The sequence below is a fragment of the Enterobacter sp. RHBSTW-00318 genome, from assembly GCF_014101375.1.
GTDB lineage: Bacteria > Pseudomonadota > Gammaproteobacteria > Enterobacterales > Enterobacteriaceae > Enterobacter > Enterobacter ludwigii.
Window position 1 is genome coordinate 2,346,868 of sequence record NZ_JABXQH010000001.1, and the last position, 24,302, is coordinate 2,371,169.

Below are 24,302 nucleotides of genomic sequence, written 5' to 3' on the forward strand. Positions count from 1 at the left end.
TGACGGGCCAAATAAAGGCAAAACATTCAGTTAACATGCGCTCATTTTGTCGTCAAGCGAATGCGCTGACGGAGATCACAGGTTGTTGAATTTGGGAGGAAACGTACCCCTCTCCCGTGCCGGGAGAGGGGGGAAATCACTGCCACCCATACCGACGGCTATAGAAGCCTTTGACCATCTGCGTCAGCACCATGTAGCCCGCGAGGATCGCCACCAGCCACGGGAAGTAGCTCAGCGGCAGGGCCTGCAGCTGGAGGTAACTGGCCAGCGGCGAGAACGGCAGTGCAATGCCGAGCGCCATCACGATGCCGGTCATGACAATCAGCGGCCACGCGGCCCGGCTCTGGATGAACGGGACGCGACGCGTACGGATCATATGCACAATCAGCGTTTGCGACAGCAGCCCTACCACGAACCAGCCGGACTGGAACAGCGTCTGGTGTTCCGGCGTGTTGGCATGGAACACAAACCACATCAGGCAGAAGGTCAGAATGTCGAAGATGGAGCTGATCGGGCCAAAGAACAGCATAAAGCGCCCCAGATCGGACGGGTTCCAGCGCTGCGGCTTCTGGATCTGCTCGTCGTCCACGTTATCAAACGGGATGGCGACCTGAGAGACATCGTACATCAGGTTCTGTATCAGCAGGTGAAGCGGCAGCATCGGCAGGAACGGCAGAAACGCACTCGCCACCAGCACGCTGAAAACGTTACCGAAGTTGGAACTGGCGGTCATCTTGATGTACTTCAGCATGTTGGCGAAGGTACGACGTCCCTCGATAACGCCCTCCTCCAGCACCATCAGGCTCTTTTCCAGCAGAATGATATCCGCCGCTTCACGGGCAATGTCCACCGCACCGTCTACAGAGATACCAATATCCGCCGCACGCAGGGCGGGCGCATCGTTAATGCCGTCGCCCATAAAGCCCACCACATGCCCTTCGCGACGCAGCAGGGTGACAATGCGCTCCTTGTGCATGGGTGTCAGCCGGGCGAACAGCGTGGTGCGCTGCGCAAGCGTCGCCAGCGCATCATCGGAGAGGGGCTCAATATCACTTCCCACAACGACGTCACCCGCATCCAGCCCCACTTCATGACACACTTTGGCGGCCACCAGCTCGCTGTCGCCGGTAAGGATTTTCACGGTGATGCCGCTGGCCTTTAACGCTTTCAGCGCAGGCGCGGTGGTCTCTTTCGGCGGATCGAGGAATGCGATATAACCCTCGAGGATCAGATCGGATTCGTCGATACGCTGATAGTCCCCTTCGCGTGCAGGCAGGAATTTACTCGCCACCGCCACCACGCGCAGCCCCTGACGGTTCAGGTTATCGGTGACGCGCTTGATACGGCGCAGCATGGTTTCATCCAGCGGCACAATGTCGCCGTTATAGCGCACCTGGGTTGAGACATTGAGGATCTCCTGCAATGCGCCTTTGCAGATCAGCTGATGCACGTCCGGATGCTCGCTCACCACCACCGACATGCGGCGGCGCTCGAAGTCGAACGGGATCTCATCCACTTTCTGCCAGCGCCCGGAAAGCGTGCGGGCAGATTCTTCATCCACGCCTTCGAGCACGGCGACGTCGAGCAGGTTTTTCAGCCCGGTCTGGTAGTGGCTGTTCAGCCAGGCGCTGTGCAGCACGCGATCGCTGGTTTTACCGGCGATATCGGTGTGGTTCTCCAGCACAATTTTGTCCTGGGTCAGCGTGCCGGTTTTATCGGTGCAGAGAATGTCCATCGCGCCAAAGTTTTGAATGGCATCCAGGTGTTTGACGATCACTTTCTGTTTTGACAGTTTGACCGCCCCGCGCGCCAGCGTGGAGGTGACAATCATCGGCAGCATTTCAGGCGTTAACCCCACGGCGACGGAGAGCGCAAACAGCGCCGCTTCCCACCAGTCGCCCTTGGTATAGCCGTTGATCAGCAGCACGATCGGCGTCATCACCATCATAAAGCGGATCAGCAGCATGCTGACGCGGCCAATCCCCTTCTGGAAGGCATTCGGTTCGCTCTCCTGCTCGCTCACGCGCCCGGCCAGCTGTCCAAACCAGGTGTTGCCGCCGGTAGCGATGACCATTGCCTGCGCCGTGCCGCTGACCACCGTAGTGCCCATAAAGCAGAGGGTGTCACACTCGAGCGGGTTCATCTGCTGCGGGTCGCGGGTGCGCGCCACTTTTTCCACCGGCAGAGATTCACCGGTCAGCGAGGCCTGCGCCACGAACAGATCCCGCGCCTGAAGAATACGTAAATCCGCGGGGATCATGTCGCCGGCCGCCAGCTTCACCAGATCGCCCGGCACCAGCTGGTCGATAGGCAGCTCAACCCAGGCGTTCTCCCCGAGATCGTTAATGACGCGCGAGACGGTTGCGGTGTTGCTTACCATCGCTTTCAGGGCGTCTGCCGCGCGGGTAGAGCGGGCCTCCTGAATAAAGTTCAGCAGCGTGGAGATCCCCACCATCAGGGCGATAACCCCGGCGGCAAACAGATCTTCGGTGGCATAGGAGATAATGCCAAGCACGGTCAGCAGCAGGTTGAACGGGTTACGGTAGCAGGTCCACAGATGCACCCACCACGGCGCCGGTTTTTGCGCCGGAATTTGGTTATCGCCATGCACGGCACGGATTTTTTCCACTTCCGCCGCGTTCAGCCCCTCCGGATGCCCGCCAAAGGCACGCCAGACTTCGTTTTCATCCATGGCCGCCACGTTCAGGCAGCGTTGGCTCAGGGAAGCAGGGATCGCTGCAGAGGCCATATTTTTGGCATTTGGCAGCGGGTCGCGCTGAACAAGACGATGTGGCAGGTGGCGGCTCAGCATCGCCTGCAGCTGCCGGGTGATATTTTTAAACATAGTCATTCCCCCGCGCCCGCAAACGCGGACACAGTATTTCCTGCAGGCGTGGCAAAGCCGTACCTGACAGGCACTTAATCTTTTAAGCAGGAACGTGCAGGACGTTGCTGCCTCACATACCGGTGAGACAGCACAAAGGCTGGCTTACCGGAAAGAAAGAACGCTCCCGTTCAGGAGAAGCGTGGGATCGGGATCCATGTCACCTCCGGTAAGTAAAAAAGTAGGGTGCCGCCGCGCAGTATAAGGATTTAACCGTACCGTTTGCGGCGATTCGGGCGGTATTATACTCCCCCGCAAATAAACCGAACGTAAACCAGACTTTGCCCATAGCGAAAACACGCTATAGCATTAGGCTCTACTGACCACGTTGTCATTGTTACAGGGAATACAGCATGCAGAACCGCCTTACGATAAAAGACATCGCGCGTTTAAGCGGCGTGGGGAAATCCACCGTATCGCGCGTGCTCAACAATGAGAGCGGTGTCAGCGAACGCACCCGCGAGCGCGTCGAGGCGGTAATGAATCAGCACGGTTTTTCCCCTTCCCGCTCTGCGCGCGCCATGCGCGGGCAAAGTGACAAAGTGGTTGCCATTATCGTCTCGCGTCTGGATTCCCTGTCCGAAAACCTCGCCGTTCAGACCATGCTGCCCGCCTTTTATGAGCAGGGCTACGACCCAATCATGATGGAGAGCCAGTTCTCCACGCAGCTGGTTGAAGAGCATCTGGGTATGCTCCAGCGGCGCAACATTGACGGCGTGGTGTTGTTCGGATTTACCGGCATCAAAGAGGAGATGCTTAAGCCCTGGCAGGCGTCGATGGTGATGCTGGCGCGCGATGCCCACGGTTTTGCCTCCGTCTGTTACGACGATGAGGGGGCGATTATTACCCTAATGCAGCGTCTGTACGATAAAGGCCATCGCCATATCAGCTACCTCGGCGTACCGCATGCGGACGTTACCACCGGCAAGCGGCGTCACGAGGCCTACCTGACCTTCTGTAAACAGCACAACCTTTCCGCCGTCGCGTCTCTGCCGGGGCTGGGAATGAAACAGGGCTACGAGCAGGTCGCCAGCGTGCTGACCCCGCAGACCACGGCGCTGGTGTGCGCCACCGATACCCTGGCGCTGGGCGCGAGTAAATATCTTCAGGAGCAACGCATAGAAGGACTGCAGATCGCGAGCGTTGGCAGTACGCCGCTGATGAAGTTTCTGCACCCGGAGATTATCACTGTCGACCCGGGCTACGCCGAGTCAGGCAGGCAGGCCGCTGCACAGCTGATCGAGCAGATCAACGGGCGTGCTGAGCCGCGTCAGATCGTGATTCCCGCCCACCTTTCATAACCCTCGTTTATCAGTTTATTGTGATCTTCGCCTGATTTCGGGAACGTTCCCATTTTCGCCGTCACGCTGAAGGAGTAGGCTTGCGCTCAGGTCATTACCCCCCTCACCATCGGTCATGAGGTTTCATGATGAGTAAAGTCAAACAAGAAGATATCGACCAGTTGATTGTCCTGGTAGGCGGCCGTGAAAACATCGCGACCGTCAGCCATTGCATTACCCGCCTGCGCTTCGTGCTGAACGATCCGGCCAAAGCCGATCCGAAAGCCATTGAAGCGCTTTCCATGGTTAAAGGCTGCTTTACCAACGCCGGTCAGTTCCAGGTCGTCATCGGTACCGAAGTGGGCGATTACTATCAGGCTCTGCTGGCGACAACCGGGCACAGTTCAGCCGATAAAGAGCAAGCCAAGAAAGCTGCACGCCAGAATATGAAATGGCACGAGCAGTTAATTTCCCACTTCGCGGAGATTTTCTTCCCGCTGCTCCCGGCGCTGATCAGCGGCGGTCTGATTCTGGGCTTCCGCAACGTTATCGGTGATGTGCCGATGAGCGACGGCAAAACCCTGGCGCAGATGTACCCGGCGCTGAAAACCGTTTACGACTTCCTGTGGCTGATTGGCGAAGCGATCTTCTTCTATCTGCCGGTCGGGATTTGCTGGTCAGCGGTGCGCAAAATGGGCGGCACGCCGATTCTGGGTATCGTGCTGGGCGTCACGCTGGTCTCTCCACAGTTAATGAACGCTTACTTACTTGGTCAGCAGGTGCCTGAGGTGTGGAACTTCGGTCTGTTCACCATCGCGAAAGTGGGCTATCAGGCGCAGGTGATCCCAGCCTTGCTGGCCGGTCTGACGCTGGGCTTTATTGAAACGCGCCTGAAACGCATCGTACCGGATTACCTCTATCTGGTGGTGGTGCCGGTTTGCTCCCTTATTCTGGCCGTCTTCCTCGCCCATGCGTTTATCGGTCCGTTTGGCCGCATGATTGGCGACGGCGTTGCCTTCGCGGTACGTCACCTGATGACCGGCAGCTTCGCGCCGATTGGTGCCATGCTGTTTGGCTTCCTGTACGCCCCGCTGGTGATCACCGGCGTGCACCAGACCACGCTGGCGATTGATATGCAGATGATTCAGAGCCTGGGCGGTACACCGGTCTGGCCTATCATCGCGCTGTCTAACATTGCGCAGGCCTCGGCGGTCACGGGCATTATCCTGGTCAGCCGCAAGCATAACGAGCGTGAGATTTCTGTTCCGGCCGCCATCTCCGCCTATCTCGGCGTCACCGAACCGGCGATGTACGGTATCAACCTGAAATACCGCTTCCCGATGCTGTGCGCGATGATCGGCTCCGGTCTGGCAGGCCTGGTATGCGGTCTGTACGGTGTGATGGCGAACGGGATCGGTGTCGGCGGTCTGCCTGGTATTCTCTCCATCCAGCCCGCTTTCTGGCAGGTGTTTTCCCTGGCGATGGTCATCGCGATTGTCGTTCCAATGGCTCTCACCACCGTGGTTTACCAGCGTAAGTACCGTCAGGGCGCGCTGCAGATTGTTTAACTTCATCTTTCGGGGCGCAGTTGCGCCCCTTCGCATTTGCAGGAACGCATTATGAATACCCTTCCTCACTGGTGGCAGAACGGCGTTATCTACCAGATCTATCCAAAGAGTTTTCAGGACACGACGGGCTGCGGTACCGGCGATTTACGCGGCGTCACGCAGCGGCTGGACTACCTGCAAACCCTCGGCATCGACGCCATCTGGCTGACGCCGTTTTATATTTCCCCGCAGGTAGATAACGGGTACGACGTGGCGAATTACACCGCCATCGACCCGGCCTACGGCACGCTGGATGATTTTGACGAGCTGGTCGCGCAGGCCCATCAACGCGGCATTCGTATCGTGCTGGATATGGTGTTCAATCACACCTCAACGCAGCACGCCTGGTTCCGGGAATCGCTGAATAAAGAGAGCCCGTATCGCCAGTTCTACATCTGGCGCGACGGTACGCCGGAACAACTGCCCAATAACTGGCGCTCCAAATTTGGCGGCAACGCCTGGCGCTGGCACGCCGAGAGCGAGCAGTACTATCTGCACCTGTTCGCCCCCGAGCAGGCGGACCTCAACTGGGAAAACCCGCAGGTGCGCGCCGAACTGAAAAAGGTGTGCGAGTTCTGGGCCGACCGTGGCGTGGACGGTTTACGCCTCGATGTGATTAACCTGATTTCCAAAGACCAGGATTTCCCGGATGACGCCGTGGGCGATGGCCGTCGCTTCTATACCGACGGACCGCGCATTCATGAGTATCTTCAGGAGATGAGCCGCGACGTCTTTACCCCGCGAAACCTGATGACGGTAGGTGAGATGTCGTCGACCTCGCTGGAAAACTGTCAGCAATACGCCTCTCTCGATGGGCGCGAGCTGTCGATGACCTTCAACTTCCACCACCTGAAAGTGGATTACCCCGGCGGCGAAAAGTGGACCCTGGCCAGGCCGGACTTCGTGGCGCTGAAAACCCTCTTCCGCCACTGGCAGCAGGGCATGCACAACAAAGCCTGGAACGCGCTGTTCTGGTGTAACCACGATCAGCCGCGCATTGTGTCGCGCTTTGGCGATGAAGGGGAGTACCGTCCCCACGCCGCGAAAATGCTCGGCATGGTGCTGCACGGAATGCAGGGCACCCCGTATATTTACCAGGGCGAAGAGCTGGGTATGACCAACCCACACTTCAGCCGTATAACCGATTACCGCGACGTTGAAAGCCTTAATATGTTCGCTGAACTGCGGGCCAACGGTCGCGCCCCTGAAGAATTGCTGGCTATTCTGGCGAGTAAATCCCGCGATAATGGCCGCACGCCAATGCAGTGGGATGCCACACACAGTGCGGGCTTTACCGAGGGTGAGCCGTGGATTGGCGTTTGCGACAATTATGAGACGGTTAATGCCCGTGCGGCGCTGGACGATACTGATTCGGTGTTTTACACCTACCAGACGCTGATTCGCCTGCGTAAAACCCTGCCGGTGCTGACGTGGGGAGATTATGAAGACCTGCTGCCTGACCACCCTTCCCTGTGGTGCTATCGCCGGCGGTCGCAGGGCCAGACGCTGATGGTGGTGGCAAACCTGAGCCGTGAGCGCCAGCAATGGGTTCCCGCCTCAGTACAGGGAGCCTGGCGGGTCGCACTGAGCAACTATGCGGATGCTCCCCCTCAGCCCGACAACCTGCTGTTGCGCCCGTTTGAAGCCATCTGGTGGATACAGGAATAACCCTCAAGAGATACAGCCAGCTGTATCTCTTTTTTTATGTTTAGCGATACGCTAAATGTACGACGATAACTTTTACTTCACGGTGTGCCAAAATAAGAATAGCCCTGCCATTTAAATAACCTCGGCAGGACATTATGAAAAAGACAATTATTAAAGCAACATGTATTAGCGCATTATTATTAAGTACCCAGGGATGGTGCGGAAATACCTCCGTCGATCTTCGCTTTGGTCATAATACGCGCTCAGACGTAAATGATTCACGTATTAAAGTGATGCATCAGGCTGATAACGGTTTTTACTTCTCCGTCGAAGCGGCGCAAAACCATAACGATACGTTCTTTGGTGATACCGACCGATATAATCCGGACGAAAAAGGGTTAACGGAGGCAGCACAGGAAATCGAAACGCGCTGGCGTTTTGATCTGGGAAATGGGGTCGCCATCGCGCCAGGGATGGTGACCGTCTTTACCGCCAGCAATACGCATTACCGCCCCTTCATCCAGGGCTGGAAAGCGTTCGATAACGGCCTGAACCTGTCTGCCCGCTACCGCTATAACACCGTTAACGACGCGCACAGCGACAAACGCCTGGACGGCAGCGGCTACACCCGCCGCGAGTCACACCAGTTCGACCTGTGGTTCGCGTACAACATCGGGAAATTCGGCATGTCCTATAACCCGCGCTTCCGCTGGCAGGATAATGTCGATCAGGGAACCGGGGATGATACCTACTGGGAGCACACCGTAGCGTTCAACTACAAGCTCGACGACGGCTGGACGCCTTACGTCGAACTGGTGTCGCTGGATAAAACCTACCTCACTCAGGATGGCAATCATGAAAATGATTACGCCATTCGTCTGGGTATCGTGAAACAGCTCTGACGGCCTGCCTACTCCGTATCGTGCTGCAGAAGCCTGCAGCCGATACGATCGACGGCGCTTAACAGGTCCAGCTGCCCCTCTCGCTGGTATAACGAGACGGCATTCATATCAATCGACAACGGCCAGCACAGCGTAGAAAGCCCGGCCAGCGTCGAACCCTGACGGGTAATCGCAATAATCTTTAGCCCCTTACGCAGCGCGTTACGCGCCATTTCTATCAGCGACTGCGTCTCCCCGGATTTACTGATCAACACCAGCGTGCCCTTCGATACCCGGGTCAACTGGTGCATATCATTCAGAATCAGGTGCGGCAGGCTCGCCAGTGACAAAAAACGCGACAGGTAGTTGAGGCTGGTGAGAGACGCCCCGCGTGCATATAAATAGATATGGCTGGAATGGGTCAGTAACCGGGACACGTCCACCACGATATCGTCTGCCTGTGGCCCCATCGCAGGCTCGGCAGGGACAGACGTAAAATGGTCGCGTAAAAACCGATAGCGAAGCTCGGTATAACTTTTATAGCCCATTTTCTTACAGACGCGATTCACCGAGGTGGTTGTCGTAAAAGTATCACGCGCAATCTCTTTTGCCGATATATCAGAAATATTGCGTGCGTGGTGCTGAATGTATTCAAATATCAACCGTTCACTTCCCTGAAATGAATTCATTTATTACGTCCTGTTAAAACCTAACAGGATATTAGCAGAATAGCGAAATAGTGTCTGGAAGGCGCTTCACATATTGCCACATAGCGTATGACGATACGTAATTAGTATTAGCAAACCTTAAACACTGTTTTAAGTTCTCTTTATACTTTCGCTATTTTCACACCCAGGGAATTATTACAATGATGAATCAAAAAATTATCGCTGTAACGGCTTGTCCTACAGGGATCGCGCACACGTTTATGGCGGCAAGTAAAATTATTGCATGGGCAAAAGAGCATAATATTGAGGTCAAGGTCGAAACGCAGGGCAGCGACGGCGTAAAAAACAGATTAACGAAACAGGATATTGCCTCCGCCACGGCCATTATTCTTGCAACCGACGTTCCCATTCAGGATGCAGAACGTTTTGAACACGTTCCTCACCTTCAGATCCGCACGCAAGAGCTGATTAAAAATACCGACCGCTACCTGCGTCAGGCGCTGGCCATGCAGAAAAACGTCACCACTGTGGCGGACGAAGACGCCATTCAGCGTTCGGCTTACCAGATTTTTATCGGCCATATCATGGCGGCCATCAGCTATATGTTACCGGTCGTGGTAATGGGCGGCCTGATGATGGCGACGGCCAAAATTACCGGGCAGTTTATTAACATTGAGCATTCGCCGTTCAGCGTGCTGGATAAAATGGGCTTTATGACCATCAAGTTCATGTACCCGGTCTTTGCGATGTATCTGGCCTTTTCCATTGCCGGTAAACCGGCGCTGATCCCCGGACTGATCGGCGGCATCATGTCAGATGAGGTCTACAAACGCTTCTTTGATATTGAAGGCTTTATGCCCTCCGGCTTTTTCGGCGCAATTGGCATCGGCTTTTTTGTCGGCTATCTGGTGCGCTGGCTGAATGATGCAATTCACGTCCGACAGCAGCTTACCACCCTTAAAACCATGCTGGTCGTTCCGCTGATCACCGGTATTACGCTGGTGATGGTAATGGAATATCTGATCAACCCGATTTTTGGTTCGCTTAACCAGCTGATGGTGGTCTTTTTTACCTCGGCGGGTGATACCGGACGCGGCTTCTATTCGGCCATGATCGCCGCGGGTACCGCGTTCGATCTCGGCGGCCCGGTCAACAAGGCGGCAGGATCGGTCGCGCTCGGCCTGAACGGCATGAGCGAGACATTTGATTTAACCGCCCGCGAGCTCTCCATCGTGATTCCTTCTATTGGGGTAGGCCTCGCCGCATTCCTCAATGGGCGTTTTGGCCTGCCGGATGTGTTCAGCCGTGAAGAGAAAACCGTTGGCAGCACTTCGTTATTGCTGGGCTTTATCGGTATTTCAGAAGGCGCTATCCCGTTCATTCTGAAAAACCCACGCCTGATCCCCGTGTTCATGACAGGAGCCGTCGCAGGTGCGCTGGTGGCGATTGCCCTCGGCGTGAAGCAGACGTTGCCCCTGCCGGCTATCTGGGGCTGGCCGCTGGCGACCAATGTGGTCGGGTACCTGGCAAGCGTCTTTATTGGCGCACTGATTTGCGCCCTGGGCGTGCTTTATCTCAGCCCAAAGAACGCCAGATAAGGAGAGCGCAATGAGCCAGATCCACGTCATAGCCCATACCCACTGGGATCAGGAGTGGTATTTCACCCGCCAGGACAGCATGGTGCTGGCGTCATACAACTTTGCGGAGGTCATCGAGACGCTGGAGCAGGATCCGGCCTGGCAGTGCTATCACCTTGACGGGCAGATGGCGGTGGTGGATGACTTTCTCGCCATCAATCCCGATTACCGGCCCCGGCTGGAAAAACTGGTCAGGGAGAAAAGCGTGTTTGTCGGGCAGTGGTTCACCCAGACGGATACCTACAACGTTCACGGCGAATCGATTATCCGCAATCTCAAATACGGCATCTTCGCCGCTCGGGCGCTGGGGCATGCCATGCAGGTCGGTTATCTGCCGGATACCTTTGGGCATAACGCGCAGATGCCCACGATTTTGCAGGGCTGCAATATCGATAATATCGTTTTCTGGCGCGGTGTCGACCACGACACTCAGGCCAAAAACAGCCAGTTTCTCTGGCGCGCGCCGTCAGGTGCAACCATCATCGCCTGTGCAATGGCGCTGGGGTATGGTGCGGCCAAGAACATGCGCGCGGAGGCCAGCCATCTGCACGGCAAGATCTACCCGATGGTGGATCTGCTGCGTTCACGGTCGCAGATTGACGACCTGCTCCTGCCCTGCGGCGGCGATCAGGTGAGCATCGACCCGGCGCTGCCGCATATCCTGCAGGCTGCCAGCGCTCACTCTCCCACGCAGGACCGTTACGTCCTCAGCTCGCTGGAGCAGTACGTCGCTCTGCTGCGCACAAAACGGGAACAACTGGCGTTATGGGAAGGTGAGCTGAAATCGCCGCGCTACACCCGCATTCACAAAACGATCGGGTCTGTGCGTTACGATATCAAAAAGAAAAATGCCGACATCGAGCAGTTCATCCTGCGACAGCTGGAGCCCACCATCGCCATGGCGCGTCATCAGGGCATTCCGGTCATGCTCCCGATTGTGGACACCCTCTGGAAGAAGCTTCTGCGAAGCCATGCCCACGACTCCATGGGCGGCTGCAACAGCGATGCCACTAACCGCGACATTCTTCATCGACTCGAGCAGACAGAGCAGCTTTGTCACAGCCTGTGGAATCTGGTGGTGAAGTCACTGGCCGCCGCATGCTGTCAGGAGGGTGACCTGCTCATTTTCAACCCGCTGGCCACCCCGACCCGCTGCGTGATCCACACCACCCTGTACAGTCGGGCCGACAATATCACCCTGACGTATCAGGGCCAGCCGCTGCCCTTCGACGTTCTGGAACGCGAGACGTTACCCGGAGGAACGGCCATCTTCCTCACCTGTGAGGGCGAACGCGAAACGCACCTTCCGCCTTATTTCCGCTGGCATGTTGTTCTGCAGACGCCTCTCCTGCCGCCGGTGGGCTATATCACCGTCAACCTAAAAGACACGCCGGCTCCGTTTGCCAGGACCTGCGCCGCGAAAGGAGAGGCGATAGAGAATACGGTTTATCGACTGACGCTGGAGGGCGGTACGCTGGTGCTTGAAGACAAGCGCAACGCCAGGCGCATCACGTCGTTATTCAGTCTTGAAGACTGCGCGGATGCCGGAGACAGCTATGATTTCTCGCCGCTCCCGGGCGATGAACCGACGCGCTGCGCGCATTTCACGCTGATCGACTGCAGCAAAACCCCTCTTTGCCAAACGATGGTGCTTGAGGCGGTCATGTCGCTACCGCCGGATCTCGCTGGACGCCGGGAAAATACCCGCACCCCGTTATCGATGCGCATAGTGTGCGAATTACGTCACGACGATCCGAATCTGCATGTTGATAGCTCGCTGGTAAACAGCCACTGCGATCACCGGCTGCGTTTACTGATCAACAGCGATATTTGCACCCGTCACTCCCTCGCCTCGCAGCCGTTCTCGATAATCGAGCGCGAAACGGGGTACGACGATACTCACTGGCAGGAGCGCTATCGTGAGAAGCCCGTGGATATTGAAACCAGCGAGGGCATTATCGCTATCGCGCAAGCGGGCAAAGCGCTGGTCGTGAATAGCCGCGGCATGAAAGAGTTTCAGGTTATTGGACGCGATCCGGCAGTCATTGCCCTGACCTTATTCAAATCAACCGGCGTACTGGGGCGCAGCGATCTTGACTGGCGACCTGGCCGGGCGTCTGGCATTAACAATACGGTGGTCGATACGCCCGATGCGCAGCTGCTCAAACCGCTGCACTTTTCCTTCACCGTGGCGCTGGCCGATAACGCAGACCATCTGACGCTGCGCCAGCTGGAGAATCAGGCGACGGGTCACCCCTTCACCTATCAACGGCAAACGCTGCATACCCTCGATAACCGGCTTGAGCGTTTTTCGCTGCGCCTGCCCGAACGCACGCTGCCGGCAGAATTTTCGTTATTCGCCTTACCGGAACCGCTCGTTCTTTCTGCCCTTCCTCATGCGCAACGATCGCCTGGCACGATCGCCCGCGTGTTCAACGCCGGGACGCAGCCTGTCCCTGTTCCGGCTGGCCTGGCAGAGCGTCCCCAGCTCAATTATCTGGAAGAACACGTGTCATCGGTGACGACGATCCCCCCTTCTGCGACCTGTGATTTTTTGATTGAGGCTTAACATGAACTTGCTTGAACTCACGCACCCCGAACTGGTGTTTATTAACCCACCCTGCCGCACGCCTGAAGCGCTGATCCGCTGGCTCTCCGAACCGCTTGTCGGGCGAAACGTCATCACCGATAAAGACGCCTTTATCCAGAGCGTCTTACACCGCGAAAGTGAAGGTCCCACCGCGCTGGGCGAAGCGCTGGCCGTTCCGCACGGTAAATCAGACGCGGTGCAGCAGGCGGCGTTTTGCCTGGCGCTTTTTGATGAGCCGGTTATCTGGCCGGGGCTGGAAGGCGATGAAGCGGTCAGGATGGTTTTTCTGCTCGCCATCCCGCACGCCGAGGCCGGCAGTACGCATATGCAGCTGCTGACGACGCTGACCAGTTCGCTGGCGGAAGAGCGGGTGCGTAACGCGCTTCTGGCGGCGCGCACCGGCGAAGAAGCGCTGTCCGCGTTGCGCAGAGAAATGCCACAAAACGCGGACGCCGAACCCGGGCGCTCACTTGTTATCCCGCTGATACTGGGGGGTATTGCGGCGGCAGCCTTTCTCCAGGCCGGACTGAACTGGGCATGCGGGGTGAGTTAACCGACTGGCGCTCGGCACATGCTGCTGAGCGCTTGTTTTTGTTGAATAATTAATCAGAATTTTCCCTCTCGTCTTTACAAACGCTGGAGTGCCCGTCGTTTGTACTCTCGTCTTTTTACTTTGTTCTGAATCAAATAAATCGCAAACATGTTTGATGCAAATCACTATATGTAGCACTTAAAATGCACGCCGACCCAACATATTGTATTTATCGTCTACTATTCCAACAACAAGACGGCGACTCAGCTCTCCGGAATTGTGGATAACACGCGTTGGGAACGTGGGAAGTCTCTGGCCTGGCTGACAATACGCCCGGTGAACACTTCTCCACCTCTGTGGATAACCTGTTTTTAAAAATGGAGTGATCATGACACCGCATGTGATGAAACGTGATGGCTGTAAAGTGCCGTTTAAATCAGAGCGCATCCAGGAAGCCATTCTGCGTGCAGCTAAAGCAGCGGGTGTCGATGACGCAGATTACTGCGCCACCGTCGCAGAAGTCGTTAGCAGCCAGATGAACGAACGCAGCCAGGTCGATATCAATGAGATCCAGACCGCGGTTGAAAACCAGTTGATGGCGGGCCCCTACAAGCAGTTAGCTCGCGCCTATATCGAATACCGCCACGATCGGGACGTTCAGCGTGAGAAACGCGGTCGTCTTAATCAGGAGATTCGTGGCCTGGTGGAGCAGACCAACTCCGCCCTGCTGAATGAAAATGCCAATAAAGACAGCAAAGTGATCCCCACCCAGCGCGACCTGCTGGCCGGTATTGTTGCCAAACACTATGCCCGTCAGCACCTGCTGCCGCGCGACGTGGTCTCGGCGCATGAGCGCGGTGAGATCCACTATCACGATCTCGATTACTCGCCCTTCTTCCCGATGTTCAACTGCATGCTCATCGACCTGAAAGGCATGCTGACCCACGGTTTTAAAATGGGTAATGCCGAGATTGAGCCGCCAAAATCGATCTCCACGGCCACTGCGGTCACGGCGCAGATTATCGCTCAGGTCGCCAGCCATATTTACGGCGGCACCACCATTAACCGCATTGATGAAGTACTGGCACCGTTCGTCACGGCAAGCTTCAATAAACACCGTCAAACCGCTGAAGAGTGGCAAATCCCGGACGCCGAGGGCTACGCGCACTCCCGTACCGAAAAAGAGTGCTACGACGCGTTCCAGTCGCTGGAATACGAGGTGAACACCCTGCATACCGCCAACGGTCAGACGCCGTTTGTGACCTTCGGTTTTGGTCTGGGTACCAGTTGGGAATCACGCCTGATTCAGCAATCTATCCTGCGCAACCGTATCTCCGGGCTTGGTAAAAACCGTAAGACAGCGGTGTTCCCGAAACTGGTGTTCGCTATCCGCGACGGCCTGAACCACAAGTTTGGCGATCTTAACTACGACATCAAACAGCTGGCGCTGGAGTGTGCGAGCAAGCGCATGTACCCGGACATCCTGAACTACGACCAGGTGGTCAAAGTGACCGGCTCGTTTAAAACGCCGATGGGCTGCCGCAGCTTCCTCGGCGTGTATGAAGACGAAAACGGCGAACAGGTTCACGACGGCCGTAATAACCTCGGTGTGATCAGCCTCAACCTGCCGCGTATCGCCCTCGAAGCCAAAGGCGACGAAGCGGCCTTCTGGGCGCTGCTGGACGAACGTCTGCAGCTCGCACGAAAGGCCCTCATGACCCGTATCGCGCGTCTGGAAGGGGTGAAAGCCCGCGTTGCGCCCATCCTGTATATGGAAGGGGCCTGCGGCGTGCGCCTGAAGGCGGACGATGACGTGTCGGAGATCTTCAAAAATGGTCGCGCGTCGATTTCTCTGGGCTACATCGGTATTCACGAAACGATCAACGCGCTGTTCGGCAACCAGCACATGTATGACAGCGACGCCCTGCGTGAAAAAGGTGTCGCCATTGTTCAGCGCCTGCGCGATGCGGTTGACCAGTGGAAAGACGAAACCGGCTACGGCTTCAGCCTGTACAGCACCCCGAGTGAAAACCTGTGTGACCGTTTCTGCCGCCTGGATACCGCTGAATTTGGCATTGTCGAAGGGGTAACCGACAAAGGGTACTACACCAACAGCTTCCACCTCGACGTGGAGAAGAAGGTGAACCCTTACGACAAGATCGACTTTGAAGCCGCGTATCCGCCCGTCGCGAACGGTGGCTTCATCTGCTACGGCGAGTATCCGAACATTCAGCACAACCTGAAGGCGCTGGAAGATGTCTGGGATTACAGCTATCAGCACGTACCGTATTACGGGACCAACACCCCGATTGACGAGTGCTACGAGTGTGGCTTTACCGGTGAGTTTGAGTGCACCAGCAAAGGCTTCACCTGCCCGAAATGCGGTAACCACGATGCGGCTCGCGTCTCGGTGACCCGCCGCGTATGTGGCTATCTCGGGAGTCCCGATGCGCGTCCGTTTAACGCCGGTAAGCAGGAAGAGGTTAAGCGACGCGTGAAACATTTGGGGAATGGGCAGATCGGTTAAGGCGTCGGGGGTTTCCCCTCACCTTACCCCTCTCCCTCCGGGAGAGGGAACCGAACGCGCACCTACGTTTTCCCCCTCTCCCTGTGGGAGAGGGCTGGGGTGAGGGCACCCGCGCACACACACTCTGGACATCTTCTTATGCGATATCATCAATACTATCCCGTCGACATCGTCAACGGCCCCGGCACCCGCTGCACTCTGTTTGTCTCAGGCTGCGTCCATGAATGCCCCGGCTGTTACAACAAAAGCACCTGGCGCCTGAATTCAGGCCTGCCGTTCACCGCGGAAATGGAAGAGCGGATCATCCACGATCTCAACGACACGCGCATTCATCGCCAGGGGATTTCACTCTCCGGTGGCGACCCGCTTCACCCACAAAACGTGCCGGACATTCTGAAGCTGATAAAACGCATTCGCCGCGAATGTGCAGGCAAGGATATCTGGGTCTGGACGGGTTATAAGCTCGAAGAACTGAATGCTGAGCAGAGGGAAGTGGTGGATTTGATTAACGTACTGGTTGACGGCAAGTTTGAGCAGGATTTAAAAGACCCTGCGCTGATCTGGCGCGGCAGCAGCAACCAGGTTGTGCATCATTTGCGGTGATCGCTAAAGCCGTTTGTTTACGTCATGATAAACGGCTGATTTCTCTCTCTAACCGATAGCAATAACACATACCGTCACAACGTTGTCCTGAACCTGATAGACCAAACGATAACCCTGGGATCTGAGTTTTATCTTGTCGCAATCAGGCAGGCCATGCAGGCGAGCCGATTCAACCCTGGGGTTCACCAACACGTTCGCAAGCTTCTTCTTAAACTGATTTTTTACGGTATCACCCAGCCTGGTCCACTCCTTGAACGCCCTCGGATCAAATACGAGTTCATAAGTCATCCAGCCTAACCTTAATTCCTTTTTGCGGATTAGCCAACCGCTCCCGGACTGTCTGTATGAGTTCATCTTCACTGTCGCTAACAGTGACCGTTTTCACCGGCATACGCCCCGTCTCCGCAACGTACTGAAACAGTAACCGAACGGCTTCCGTTGGCGTGATATTGAGTTTTTCAAGCACGGCATAAGCCTCGTTTTTGAGTTTGTCATCCAGACGGACGTTCAGCGTGGCCATTATGCCTCCAGTGAAATCGAATGTGTAATGCATTTTAGCATTACATTTGCATTACATCGAATTCTGGATAACGTCTCTCAAAACCGGCTCACACTCTCCATCGCCACCGCTTTAAACCCGGCGAAATCATTGCAACTGCACAGCCGTGACATGGCGCGCTCACGCAGGAAAGTCACGAAAATATCGTAAATCGCCATCGCCTCTTCGTACTCGCGCTTGCTGATGGCGAGCAGGAAAATCACGTGGGCGGTTTCATCCCCCCAGGCAATACCCTGCGGTGACAGCACGGTGTAAACCACCGTTTTTTGTGCCAGTAGCCCGAGGGAGTGCGGCAGCGCAATGCCGTCGCCCAGCATGGTGCTGACGATGGCCTCTCGCTCAACGACCGAATCCAGAAACTCCGCGCCAACAAACCCCTCTTCTTCGAGCTGCTCGCACAGCTCCCGGAACAGCGTTTGCTGGTCAATCGGCCTGTCGATAATACGAAAATGGGCGGCATCGAAGTATTTATCCAGCATCCACGGGCGGGTTCGGTCCACCAGCACCAGCTTACCTATCTGCTCAAGCTGGTAGTCCGTCGGGAACGGGGCGATCATCACCACCGGTTTAGACTTTTCGCTCACGCGGGCGGTCGAGATAACAAAGTCTTCGCCGATCGGTTCCGCCAGCTCATACTCGCGCAGCGTGAGCGTGCGGGTCACCTCAATTTGCGGATATTTGCGCTGCAGCACCGCTTCAATCATCCGGACCATCGCATTCCCGGCATCGCAAACTAACAGCACCCTCGGCTGGCGCTGGTAGCCGATGTTGTAGTGGCGCTCCAGCCCGACGCCGATATGCAGCACCAGGAAACCGATCTCGTTTTCGCTGATCACATACGGCGTGTATTTCCCCCAGCTCGACACTGCCGCGAGGGTCATATCCCACGCCATCGGGTAGTGCTGCTTGATGTTATCCAGAAGCGGATTCGGGATCATGATTTGATAGCGCACGCGGGTGATCATGGTTTTGATGTGGGTGAGCAGATCCGCATGCAGTTGCTCGTCGCTGAGCAGGTTGTAGTTATAGTGGGTATTGATGTAGCGCAGGATGTAATTGACCAGCGCTTCGTCGTCATCGGCATTGATGGCACTGGGGGCAATCTCCTGGATCTGACGTGCCGCGATGTGAACGCAGAGCCAGCTCTCTTCTGAAGGCGAAAGCGCTTTATCCGCCAGCTGTTGAATGGTCACAGCGATGTCTTTCGCCGCCTCACGGACATTCTCGGCCACATCTTCTGCGTGAAATTCCGGCAGCGGATAGCCCTCGCTGATGCGACGCACCGACACCGCACAGTACAGGCGCAGGAACAGCTCGCCCTCGTCAGTCAGACGAATGTGATGTCGCGTCAGCGCATCGTGCAGCACGGGAACCATCTGCTCAGCCACCCCCGCATTGAGCGCAACGTCGGTCACCAGCGGGTTCAGGCTATCCTGCTGTGCCAGCTCCCAGAGCAGATCGGTGAGACAGGCGCGGGTCGCCATCTCGCTGCCAAACAGCTTCATGCCGTGGCGCGGTCGGGTTTCCAGCGTCAGGTTGTAACGGTGGAACCACTCGCGCACTTCCACCATGTCACTTTGCAGCGTCGCACGGCTGACAAACCACTCATCCGCCAGATCCTCCAGCTTGAGCGAAAACGCGGAGGTAAGAAAACGGACCACCAGATAGTGCACGCGCTCCGGCCCGGTGCGGGGAATGCGCAGCGCGCGCGGGTGGGAGGACTGAAGCTGCTGATAGCGTTCTGCATCGTCAATTTTGAGCTGATAGCCATTGCCGCGGCTGAGAATAAACTGCGCGCCGTGGCTCGCCAGCAGCGCGTTCAGGGCAGTGATATCAGCGCGGACGGTTCGCGTGGAGACCGACAGCCGCTGCGCCAGTTCGTCCTGCGGCAGCGTCTCGTTTTGCAACAGATCGAAAAGTTGCGCTAAACGTTGGTTCGGAAATCGCACGGGGTTGTCCTCTTACGGCTTAGGGTGAAATGACCATCTGGGATGGGCTGCCGACCGGGGTATAGTCCGGCTCGGCGCTGAGTTTGCCGTCCTGCGCCACGCGAAAACGGGTAATGTTGTCGCTGCGCTGATTCATGACGTACAGCCAGCGCCCCTGTTTGTCGAGCGTCAGGGTGCGCGGGTAATCACCACGCGTCCACACATCATCCTGATGCGTCAGCGTGCCATCCGCTGTTACGGTAAAGTGCCCGATGCTGTTATGCAAACGGTTAGCCACATACAGCTGTTTGCCATCGGCACTGAGCGCCAGCCCGGCGGCAAAACTGGTGCCTTTATAGCCGTGTGGCAGGGCGGAGAGGGTTTTCCCCTCCTGCAGCCTGCCTCGCGCATCCAGCGTATAGTGCGTGAGCGTGGATGCCTCTTCGTTAATCAGCCATAACGCATCGCCTTTCGGCGTAAAGACGAAATGCCGCGGACCGGCCCCTTTCGAGGAGGCACTGATAAACGGCGGATCGTTCGGGGTCAGCTTGCCTGTTTGATCGTCAAAACGGTACTGGTAGATACGATCCAGGCCCAGATCGGTAGAAAAAACGTATTTCCCGCGCGGATCGGCGGCGATCATGTGCGCATGGGGGCCATTGTGATCGCTAATGGCAAAACTGCCTTCCACCGCCGCCGCCGGTTTCGCCACGCCCGGCTCTCCCCGATCCTGATGCGTGTCCGTGGCCTCCCCCAGACTGCCGCCTGCATTAACGGGCAGAACAGCAATCGAGCCGCTGACGTAGTTCGCCACCAGCAGGTGGTGACCCTTTGGCGTCAGGGAGAGATAGACCGGCCCCGCCCCGCCGGACGCCACCTGATTAAGCTCGCTCAGTTCACCGTTATCGCCCACGCGCAGCGCCTGCACCACGCCCTGCTCCACTTCGCTCGCCAGATAGAGCGTCTTACCATCCTGCGAGACGGTGAGCTGCGCGGCGTTTGGCAGCGTGCTGACCAGCGTTTTATTCGACAGCGCACCAGTGTGAGGATCGACCGTAAAGCGGTACAGCCCCTCGCCGTTCGGGTTGTACGTCCCGACCCAGGCGTACTGCGTCTGGGCGATGGCGGTGGTAGCGAGTAACGAGAGTGAAGCGACGAGCAGATTGCGGGTGTGCATGGTGGCTCCTTTGGTTTTGTGCGGTTTGTGCCCCTCACCCTAACCCTCTCCCCAAAGGGGAGAGGGGACGATTACACCCTCTCCCCTTTGGGGAGAGGGCCGGGGTGAGGGGTAAAGACTACTTAGCCAGCTTCTTCGTCATCTCCAGCAGCGTACGCACATCTTCCGGACGCGTGTCGCCGCTGGCTTTGTCGATAATCGAGCTGTAGATATGCGGAATGATTTTACTCACGCCCGCATCAAGGGCGATCTGCAGGATCGCTTCATAGTTCTCCAGATCGATCCCACCGGTCGGCTCCAGCCAGAAATCGTGACGGGCGCAGGCTTCCGCCACTGCCTGGTATTCGTCCCGACACGCCAGGCCTCCCATCGGGAAGTATTTGATGGAGCTTCCGCCAAAATCTTTCAGCAGGGCAATCGCGGTTTCAACCGGCACAATGCCGTCCGGCGCCGTGCTGCTCAGCGGACCGGTGGAGATTTTCACCTTGCCAACGGTGCCGGTCGGAGAGACCAGGCCATTGACCACGGATTCACTCTGCCCCAGCAGCGCACGGCTGGTTGCCACGCCGGTGAACACCTGGTTAACGTGCTGCGGCTGCACCTGACGGGCGATCTCACTGACCATCGCGGACTGGTTCGGATCGCCCGCGCCGAGGCCCACGGAGAGCGCATTATCGATAAGCTGAGCGTAGTCGCGCATATCGGCAACCGCACTGGCGACATCCGGGTAATTTTTGGAGAGCACGCCCACCAGCACGTGGCCTTCCGCCGCCTCGTAAATGGCGCTGGCGTTGGCTTTCGATCCTGCCAGCACGTTCAGGCAGACGCGGTCACGGTAAAAGTTGGGGGTCAGTTTCATGCCTTTTTCTCCTGTCCTAACACTTCACTCATGCGGCGATAAACAATGTTCAGCTGATCGGCATTCACGCTGCGCACGTCCGCTTCGATAATCCCTTCGTTGGCCTTGTAGCCACGGAAGTAAATGGCGTACTCGCCCTGCTTCAGCGCGGTCACCAGGTCGCCGGTGCCAACACCGGTGGTAGCTTCATCAAACTTAATCTCGGTACGGGCGATATCGCGACCGGCACTGTCCCAGACCACGCGTGCCGTCACGCCGTTAAGGGTATTAAGCGCGTCAATAAATGGCGTCATCTTCGCCACCATCTCTTCGCCGCTCTCTTTGGTCGCCGTCAGGTAGTGTTCGATGGCACAGGTGAGGCCGAGGATCCCCTCTTTACCCACTTTCATTGCGCGGCCAATCCCCGCCGTCTGGCGTTTCACCCACTCAACATACTGCGTTTTGCCGATCACCAGCCCGCTGGTTGGCCCTTCAATCGCTTTCGCACCGCTGTAGATAACCAGATCGGCACCGGAGCGGTAGTAAACGTGAAGATCTTCTTCCGCGGCCGCATCCACGATCAGCGGCAGATCGTGCTTACGCGCCACCACCGCCGCCTGCTCTACGCTGAGCATGCTTTTCTGCACGCAGTGGTGAGACTTGATGTAAAGAATGGCCGCGGTACGCGGCGTGATGGCCGCCGCCAGCTGATCGGCGGAGCATTCGTTCGCGTAACCCGCTTCCACCAGCTTGCCGCCGCCCAGCGCCACCATAGTGCCTACCGGTGCGCCAAAGTTAACGTTATGGCCTTTCGGCAGCACGATTTCGTTGTTCTCAATCGGGGTGACGTGCAGGTTCTCCAGCAGCCAGTCGCTGTCTTTGACCAGCACCGCCGCCACGGACTGGGCGATGCCCGCTGACGCGCAGGAGACCACCGTCGCCCCTTCCACATCCAGCAGCTTCGCGATGTATTCGCCGGTTTTGTTGACCAGATCCTTCATCTCGAAATAGTGATTCATGCCATCCATCGCCGCCTGCACTACGTCCGGGCGCGGCGTGGAAACACCCAGCGCCGTCATACGGCCTGAGGTGTTGATGACTTGCTTTAAGTGATACTTCTCATAAATCGAAGGCATGTTCCGTGCTCCCTTGTTCGGTCATGTAGCCCTTGCCTGCGCGGATGGCGGCAAGCGGCACCAGAATGTGTTCAGCCTGCAGGCTGTCATTTTCAGCATCCACCAGCAGCGTTGGCTGGCGTTTTATCGTGAACAGCGTCAGGTCAGCATCAAGACCTGGCTGAATACGGCCTTTGTGCGTCAGACGCAGCCCGTCGGCGGCGTTCGCGGTGACGCACTCAATCACCTGCGGCAGCGACATGCCGATGGCGAGAAACTTCGACATCACGCTTGCCAGCGACCCTACCGGGCCGTTAATGCGGTTGCGGCAGTAAATATCCGAGCTGATGGTGTGTGGCAAAATGCCCATCGCAATGGCGCGTCTCGCCACCTCAAAGCTAAAGCTCGCCGTACCGTGTCCGACGTCCAGGCGCACACCGCGTTTCAGGGCGGAGGTGATGGACGCACGCAGTTCACCGGATGGCGTCAGAATGCGGTTCGGCTTGCCGTTGTAGCAGTGGGTGATGATGTCGCCTGAGCTGAGCAGGTCGGCAATTTCATCGAGGTTAGGCGGGTTGTTGCCGATGTGCACCATCAGCGGCAGGTCGCCGTTCTCTTTCTGGATGGCTTTCGCGTGCTCAAGCGGCGTTATGCCGTTTTCGCCAACCACGCTGCTGCTCATGCGCGCTTTCAGGCCAACGATAAAATCCGGGTAGCGCGTAACGGCCTGCTTCACGGCCTTCGCATCAATGTTGGCCATATTGGCCAGTTCGTTCTGGGCAATCAGCCCCACGCGGGAGATGTTCAGTAAGGCATAAACGTCGGTTGAGGCTTTACGGGTGATTTCATAAAAATCGTCCACGTCATCCGCGCCGGTACTGCCGGCATCCACCACCGAGGTCACGCCGGTGGCGATGCCCACGCTGTCCGGTTCGTCGTGATAAATAGGGGAGTTCGGGTAGCAGTGAACGTGGGAGTCAATCCAGCCTGCGCTGACGAACACTTCACCGTTCAACTCAACCGTTTTGCGGGCGGCCGCGGTAATGTCGCCCAGCGCCGCGATTTTTCCGTCCTGAATGGCGATATCGGTCAGGGTATCGTCGGTGAGGCGCGCACGGCGCAGGAGTAAATCAAACATGAGGATCTCCTGATAAGGCGGGCGCCGGGGCGCCCGCGGGCATTAAAGGGCGACCGGGAACAGCCAGCCCAGAATCATTGCACCGAGAATGGCGCCACCGGTAATCGGCTTCTGCCAGATATAGAACAGCAGCGCACCCACCAGAGAGCCGACACCAATAGGAATGGAGGCGGTCATGGCGCTGAGGATAATCAACGGCCCGAGGAAACGACCGGAGGCGTTACCGGCCCCCATCATCACGTCCGCCCCGTAGGTGGAGTTGCTCTGATTGATGGTGAACTTACGCGCCAGGATGATGACGTAGCCAATTGCCAGGCCAATCACCAGGCCGGTGATCAGCGCGGCGATAAAGTTGGTCACCGGGAACATGATGCCCGCGCCCAGCAGCAGCGCCGGAACCCCGAGGCCCACCCCGGTCTGAATCGCCCCGCCGATATCAAGGATACCGACCAGCGACCCTTCGATAATACGGGCGAACAGGAAGCTCGCACCGAACGCCGCCACCGCGCCGTAAACGCCGGTATCCATCCCCGCTTTCAGCATCGCCACGAAGGCCACTTCGTTGAACGCGCCGATGCCGTAGAGGTAGTACATATGCGTCCCGGCGAAAACACCGGAAGAGAGCAGGCCAACGAAGATCGGGAACGACCAGTCGGCATACCAAAAACCTTTATTCTGTTCCATGTCGAGG

19 protein-coding genes are annotated in these 24,302 nt (G+C 57.1%); 9 read left to right on the forward strand and 10 right to left on the reverse strand.

Translation table 11 applies throughout. The annotated features are described in order from the left end of the window. Nucleotides 1-136: 136 nt before the first annotated feature. Complete coding sequence (gene mgtA, locus HV157_RS11755; protein ID WP_182268153.1) at nucleotides 137-2,845, reverse strand: magnesium-translocating P-type ATPase; 2,709 nt, start codon at nucleotides 2,843-2,845, stop codon at nucleotides 137-139. 392 nt (nucleotides 2,846-3,237) lie between these two features. Here mgtA and treR point away from each other — a divergent pair, with 392 nt between their 5' ends. The 4 genes from treR to HV157_RS11775 all read left to right on the forward strand — a co-directional run bounded on the left by treR (nucleotide 3,238) and on the right by HV157_RS11775 (nucleotide 8,320). Beyond that, entirely contained in the window at nucleotides 3,238-4,185 is a 948-nt protein-coding gene (treR, locus tag HV157_RS11760) for a trehalose operon repressor TreR (RefSeq protein WP_014168396.1), read from the forward strand. 128 nt (nucleotides 4,186-4,313) lie between these two features. Beyond that, on the forward strand, nucleotides 4,314-5,732 hold the full coding sequence (treB, locus tag HV157_RS11765; RefSeq protein WP_025205752.1) for a PTS trehalose transporter subunit IIBC: 1,419 nt from the start codon (nucleotides 4,314-4,316) through the stop codon (nucleotides 5,730-5,732). A gap of 51 nt (nucleotides 5,733-5,783) precedes the next feature. Continuing rightward, entirely contained in the window at nucleotides 5,784-7,439 is a 1,656-nt protein-coding gene (gene treC, locus HV157_RS11770) for an alpha,alpha-phosphotrehalase (RefSeq protein WP_020885396.1), read from the forward strand. A 134-nt stretch (nucleotides 7,440-7,573) separates the two neighbouring features. Continuing rightward, entirely contained in the window at nucleotides 7,574-8,320 is a 747-nt protein-coding gene (locus tag HV157_RS11775) for an oligogalacturonate-specific porin KdgM family protein (protein ID WP_182268152.1), read from the forward strand. A gap of 8 nt (nucleotides 8,321-8,328) precedes the next feature. Here the strand turns inward: HV157_RS11775 and HV157_RS11780 are convergent, their stop codons facing one another. Beyond that, nucleotides 8,329-8,988: a MurR/RpiR family transcriptional regulator gene (locus tag HV157_RS11780; protein ID WP_014168392.1), complete on the reverse strand. Its 660-nt coding sequence runs from the start codon at nucleotides 8,986-8,988 to the stop codon at nucleotides 8,329-8,331. Nucleotides 8,989-9,167: 179 nt separating this feature from the next. On the opposite strand from HV157_RS11780, the gene HV157_RS11785 reads away from it, so the two are divergent. The 5 genes from HV157_RS11785 to nrdG all read left to right on the forward strand — a co-directional run bounded on the left by HV157_RS11785 (nucleotide 9,168) and on the right by nrdG (nucleotide 16,856). Beyond that, nucleotides 9,168-10,565 (forward strand): fructose-specific PTS transporter subunit EIIC, encoded by a 1,398-nt coding sequence (locus HV157_RS11785; protein ID WP_020885398.1) that lies wholly within the window; start codon nucleotides 9,168-9,170, stop codon nucleotides 10,563-10,565. Between the two features lie 10 nt (nucleotides 10,566-10,575). Then, nucleotides 10,576-13,173, forward strand: coding sequence for a glycoside hydrolase family 38 C-terminal domain-containing protein (locus tag HV157_RS11790; protein WP_182268151.1), 2,598 nt, complete (start codon nucleotides 10,576-10,578; stop codon nucleotides 13,171-13,173). A gap of 1 nt (nucleotide 13,174) precedes the next feature. Then, nucleotides 13,175-13,747 (forward strand): PTS sugar transporter subunit IIA, encoded by a 573-nt coding sequence (locus tag HV157_RS11795; RefSeq protein WP_032681842.1) that lies wholly within the window; start codon nucleotides 13,175-13,177, stop codon nucleotides 13,745-13,747. A gap of 367 nt (nucleotides 13,748-14,114) precedes the next feature. Continuing rightward, entirely contained in the window at nucleotides 14,115-16,253 is a 2,139-nt protein-coding gene (nrdD, locus tag HV157_RS11800; RefSeq protein WP_182268150.1) for an anaerobic ribonucleoside-triphosphate reductase, read from the forward strand. 138 nt (nucleotides 16,254-16,391) lie between these two features. Beyond that, nucleotides 16,392-16,856: an anaerobic ribonucleoside-triphosphate reductase-activating protein gene (gene nrdG / locus HV157_RS11805; RefSeq protein WP_020885402.1), complete on the forward strand. Its 465-nt coding sequence runs from the start codon at nucleotides 16,392-16,394 to the stop codon at nucleotides 16,854-16,856. A 48-nt stretch (nucleotides 16,857-16,904) separates the two neighbouring features. On the opposite strand, the gene HV157_RS11810 is transcribed toward nrdG, so the two are convergent. The 8 genes from HV157_RS11810 to HV157_RS11845 form a co-directional block, all read right to left on the reverse strand. Beyond that, nucleotides 16,905-17,144: a type II toxin-antitoxin system RelE/ParE family toxin gene (locus HV157_RS11810; protein ID WP_020885403.1), complete on the reverse strand. Its 240-nt coding sequence runs from the start codon at nucleotides 17,142-17,144 to the stop codon at nucleotides 16,905-16,907. Next, nucleotides 17,134-17,376, reverse strand: a complete 243-nt coding sequence (locus tag HV157_RS11815; RefSeq protein ID WP_020885404.1) for a type II toxin-antitoxin system RelB/DinJ family antitoxin — start codon at nucleotides 17,374-17,376, stop codon at nucleotides 17,134-17,136. The genes HV157_RS11810 and HV157_RS11815 overlap by 11 nt, the downstream gene beginning before the upstream one ends. A 77-nt stretch (nucleotides 17,377-17,453) precedes the next feature. Continuing rightward, entirely contained in the window at nucleotides 17,454-19,364 is a 1,911-nt protein-coding gene (locus HV157_RS11820) for a PRD domain-containing protein (protein WP_020885405.1), read from the reverse strand. A gap of 19 nt (nucleotides 19,365-19,383) precedes the next feature. Further along, entirely contained in the window at nucleotides 19,384-20,520 is a 1,137-nt protein-coding gene (locus HV157_RS11825; RefSeq protein WP_020885406.1) for a lactonase family protein, read from the reverse strand. A 118-nt stretch (nucleotides 20,521-20,638) separates the two neighbouring features. After that, nucleotides 20,639-21,379 carry a KDGP aldolase family protein gene (locus HV157_RS11830; protein WP_014168382.1) on the reverse strand — a complete coding sequence of 247 codons (741 nt, stop codon included), beginning with the start codon at nucleotides 21,377-21,379 and terminating at the stop codon, nucleotides 20,639-20,641. Further along, the gene (locus tag HV157_RS11835; protein ID WP_014168381.1) at nucleotides 21,376-22,494 is read right to left on the reverse strand and encodes a DgaE family pyridoxal phosphate-dependent ammonia lyase; all 1,119 of its coding nucleotides are present in this window, start codon (nucleotides 22,492-22,494) and stop codon (nucleotides 21,376-21,378) included. The genes HV157_RS11830 and HV157_RS11835 overlap by 4 nt, the downstream gene beginning before the upstream one ends. Beyond that, on the reverse strand, nucleotides 22,478-23,611 hold the full coding sequence (locus tag HV157_RS11840) for an amidohydrolase/deacetylase family metallohydrolase (protein WP_063934280.1): 1,134 nt from the start codon (nucleotides 23,609-23,611) through the stop codon (nucleotides 22,478-22,480). Before HV157_RS11840 ends, HV157_RS11835 begins: the two co-directional genes overlap by 17 nt. Before the next feature lie 42 nt (nucleotides 23,612-23,653). Continuing rightward, entirely contained in the window at nucleotides 23,654-24,295 is a 642-nt protein-coding gene (locus HV157_RS11845) for a DUF4310 family protein (RefSeq protein ID WP_014882285.1), read from the reverse strand. Nucleotides 24,296-24,302: the final 7 nt, after the last annotated feature.

Bases quoted from the DNA above. Each gene is read 5' to 3' on its own strand.
- HV157_RS11780 (WP_014168392.1), bottom strand. From the start codon at position 8,988: ATGAATTCATTTCAGGGAAGTGAACGGTTGATATTTGAATACATTCAG.
- HV157_RS11795 (WP_032681842.1), top strand. From the start codon at position 13,175: ATGAACTTGCTTGAACTCACGCACCCCGAACTGGTGTTTATTAACCCA.
- HV157_RS11790 (WP_182268151.1), top strand. From the start codon at position 10,576: ATGAGCCAGATCCACGTCATAGCCCATACCCACTGGGATCAGGAGTGG.
- HV157_RS11810 (WP_020885403.1), bottom strand. From the start codon at position 17,144: ATGACTTATGAACTCGTATTTGATCCGAGGGCGTTCAAGGAGTGGACC.
- HV157_RS11785 (WP_020885398.1), top strand. From the start codon at position 9,168: ATGATGAATCAAAAAATTATCGCTGTAACGGCTTGTCCTACAGGGATC.
- treR (WP_014168396.1), top strand. From the start codon at position 3,238: ATGCAGAACCGCCTTACGATAAAAGACATCGCGCGTTTAAGCGGCGTG.
- HV157_RS11835 (WP_014168381.1), bottom strand. From the start codon at position 22,494: ATGCCTTCGATTTATGAGAAGTATCACTTAAAGCAAGTCATCAACACC.
- HV157_RS11840 (WP_063934280.1), bottom strand. From the start codon at position 23,611: ATGTTTGATTTACTCCTGCGCCGTGCGCGCCTCACCGACGATACCCTG.
- HV157_RS11775 (WP_182268152.1), top strand. From the start codon at position 7,574: ATGAAAAAGACAATTATTAAAGCAACATGTATTAGCGCATTATTATTA.
- treC (WP_020885396.1), top strand. From the start codon at position 5,784: ATGAATACCCTTCCTCACTGGTGGCAGAACGGCGTTATCTACCAGATC.
- HV157_RS11825 (WP_020885406.1), bottom strand. From the start codon at position 20,520: ATGCACACCCGCAATCTGCTCGTCGCTTCACTCTCGTTACTCGCTACC.
- HV157_RS11815 (WP_020885404.1), bottom strand. From the start codon at position 17,376: ATGGCCACGCTGAACGTCCGTCTGGATGACAAACTCAAAAACGAGGCT.
- nrdG (WP_020885402.1), top strand. From the start codon at position 16,392: ATGCGATATCATCAATACTATCCCGTCGACATCGTCAACGGCCCCGGC.
- mgtA (WP_182268153.1), bottom strand. From the start codon at position 2,845: ATGTTTAAAAATATCACCCGGCAGCTGCAGGCGATGCTGAGCCGCCAC.
- treB (WP_025205752.1), top strand. From the start codon at position 4,314: ATGAGTAAAGTCAAACAAGAAGATATCGACCAGTTGATTGTCCTGGTA.
- nrdD (WP_182268150.1), top strand. From the start codon at position 14,115: ATGACACCGCATGTGATGAAACGTGATGGCTGTAAAGTGCCGTTTAAA.
- HV157_RS11830 (WP_014168382.1), bottom strand. From the start codon at position 21,379: ATGAAACTGACCCCCAACTTTTACCGTGACCGCGTCTGCCTGAACGTG.
- HV157_RS11845 (WP_014882285.1), bottom strand. From the start codon at position 24,295: ATGGAACAGAATAAAGGTTTTTGGTATGCCGACTGGTCGTTCCCGATC.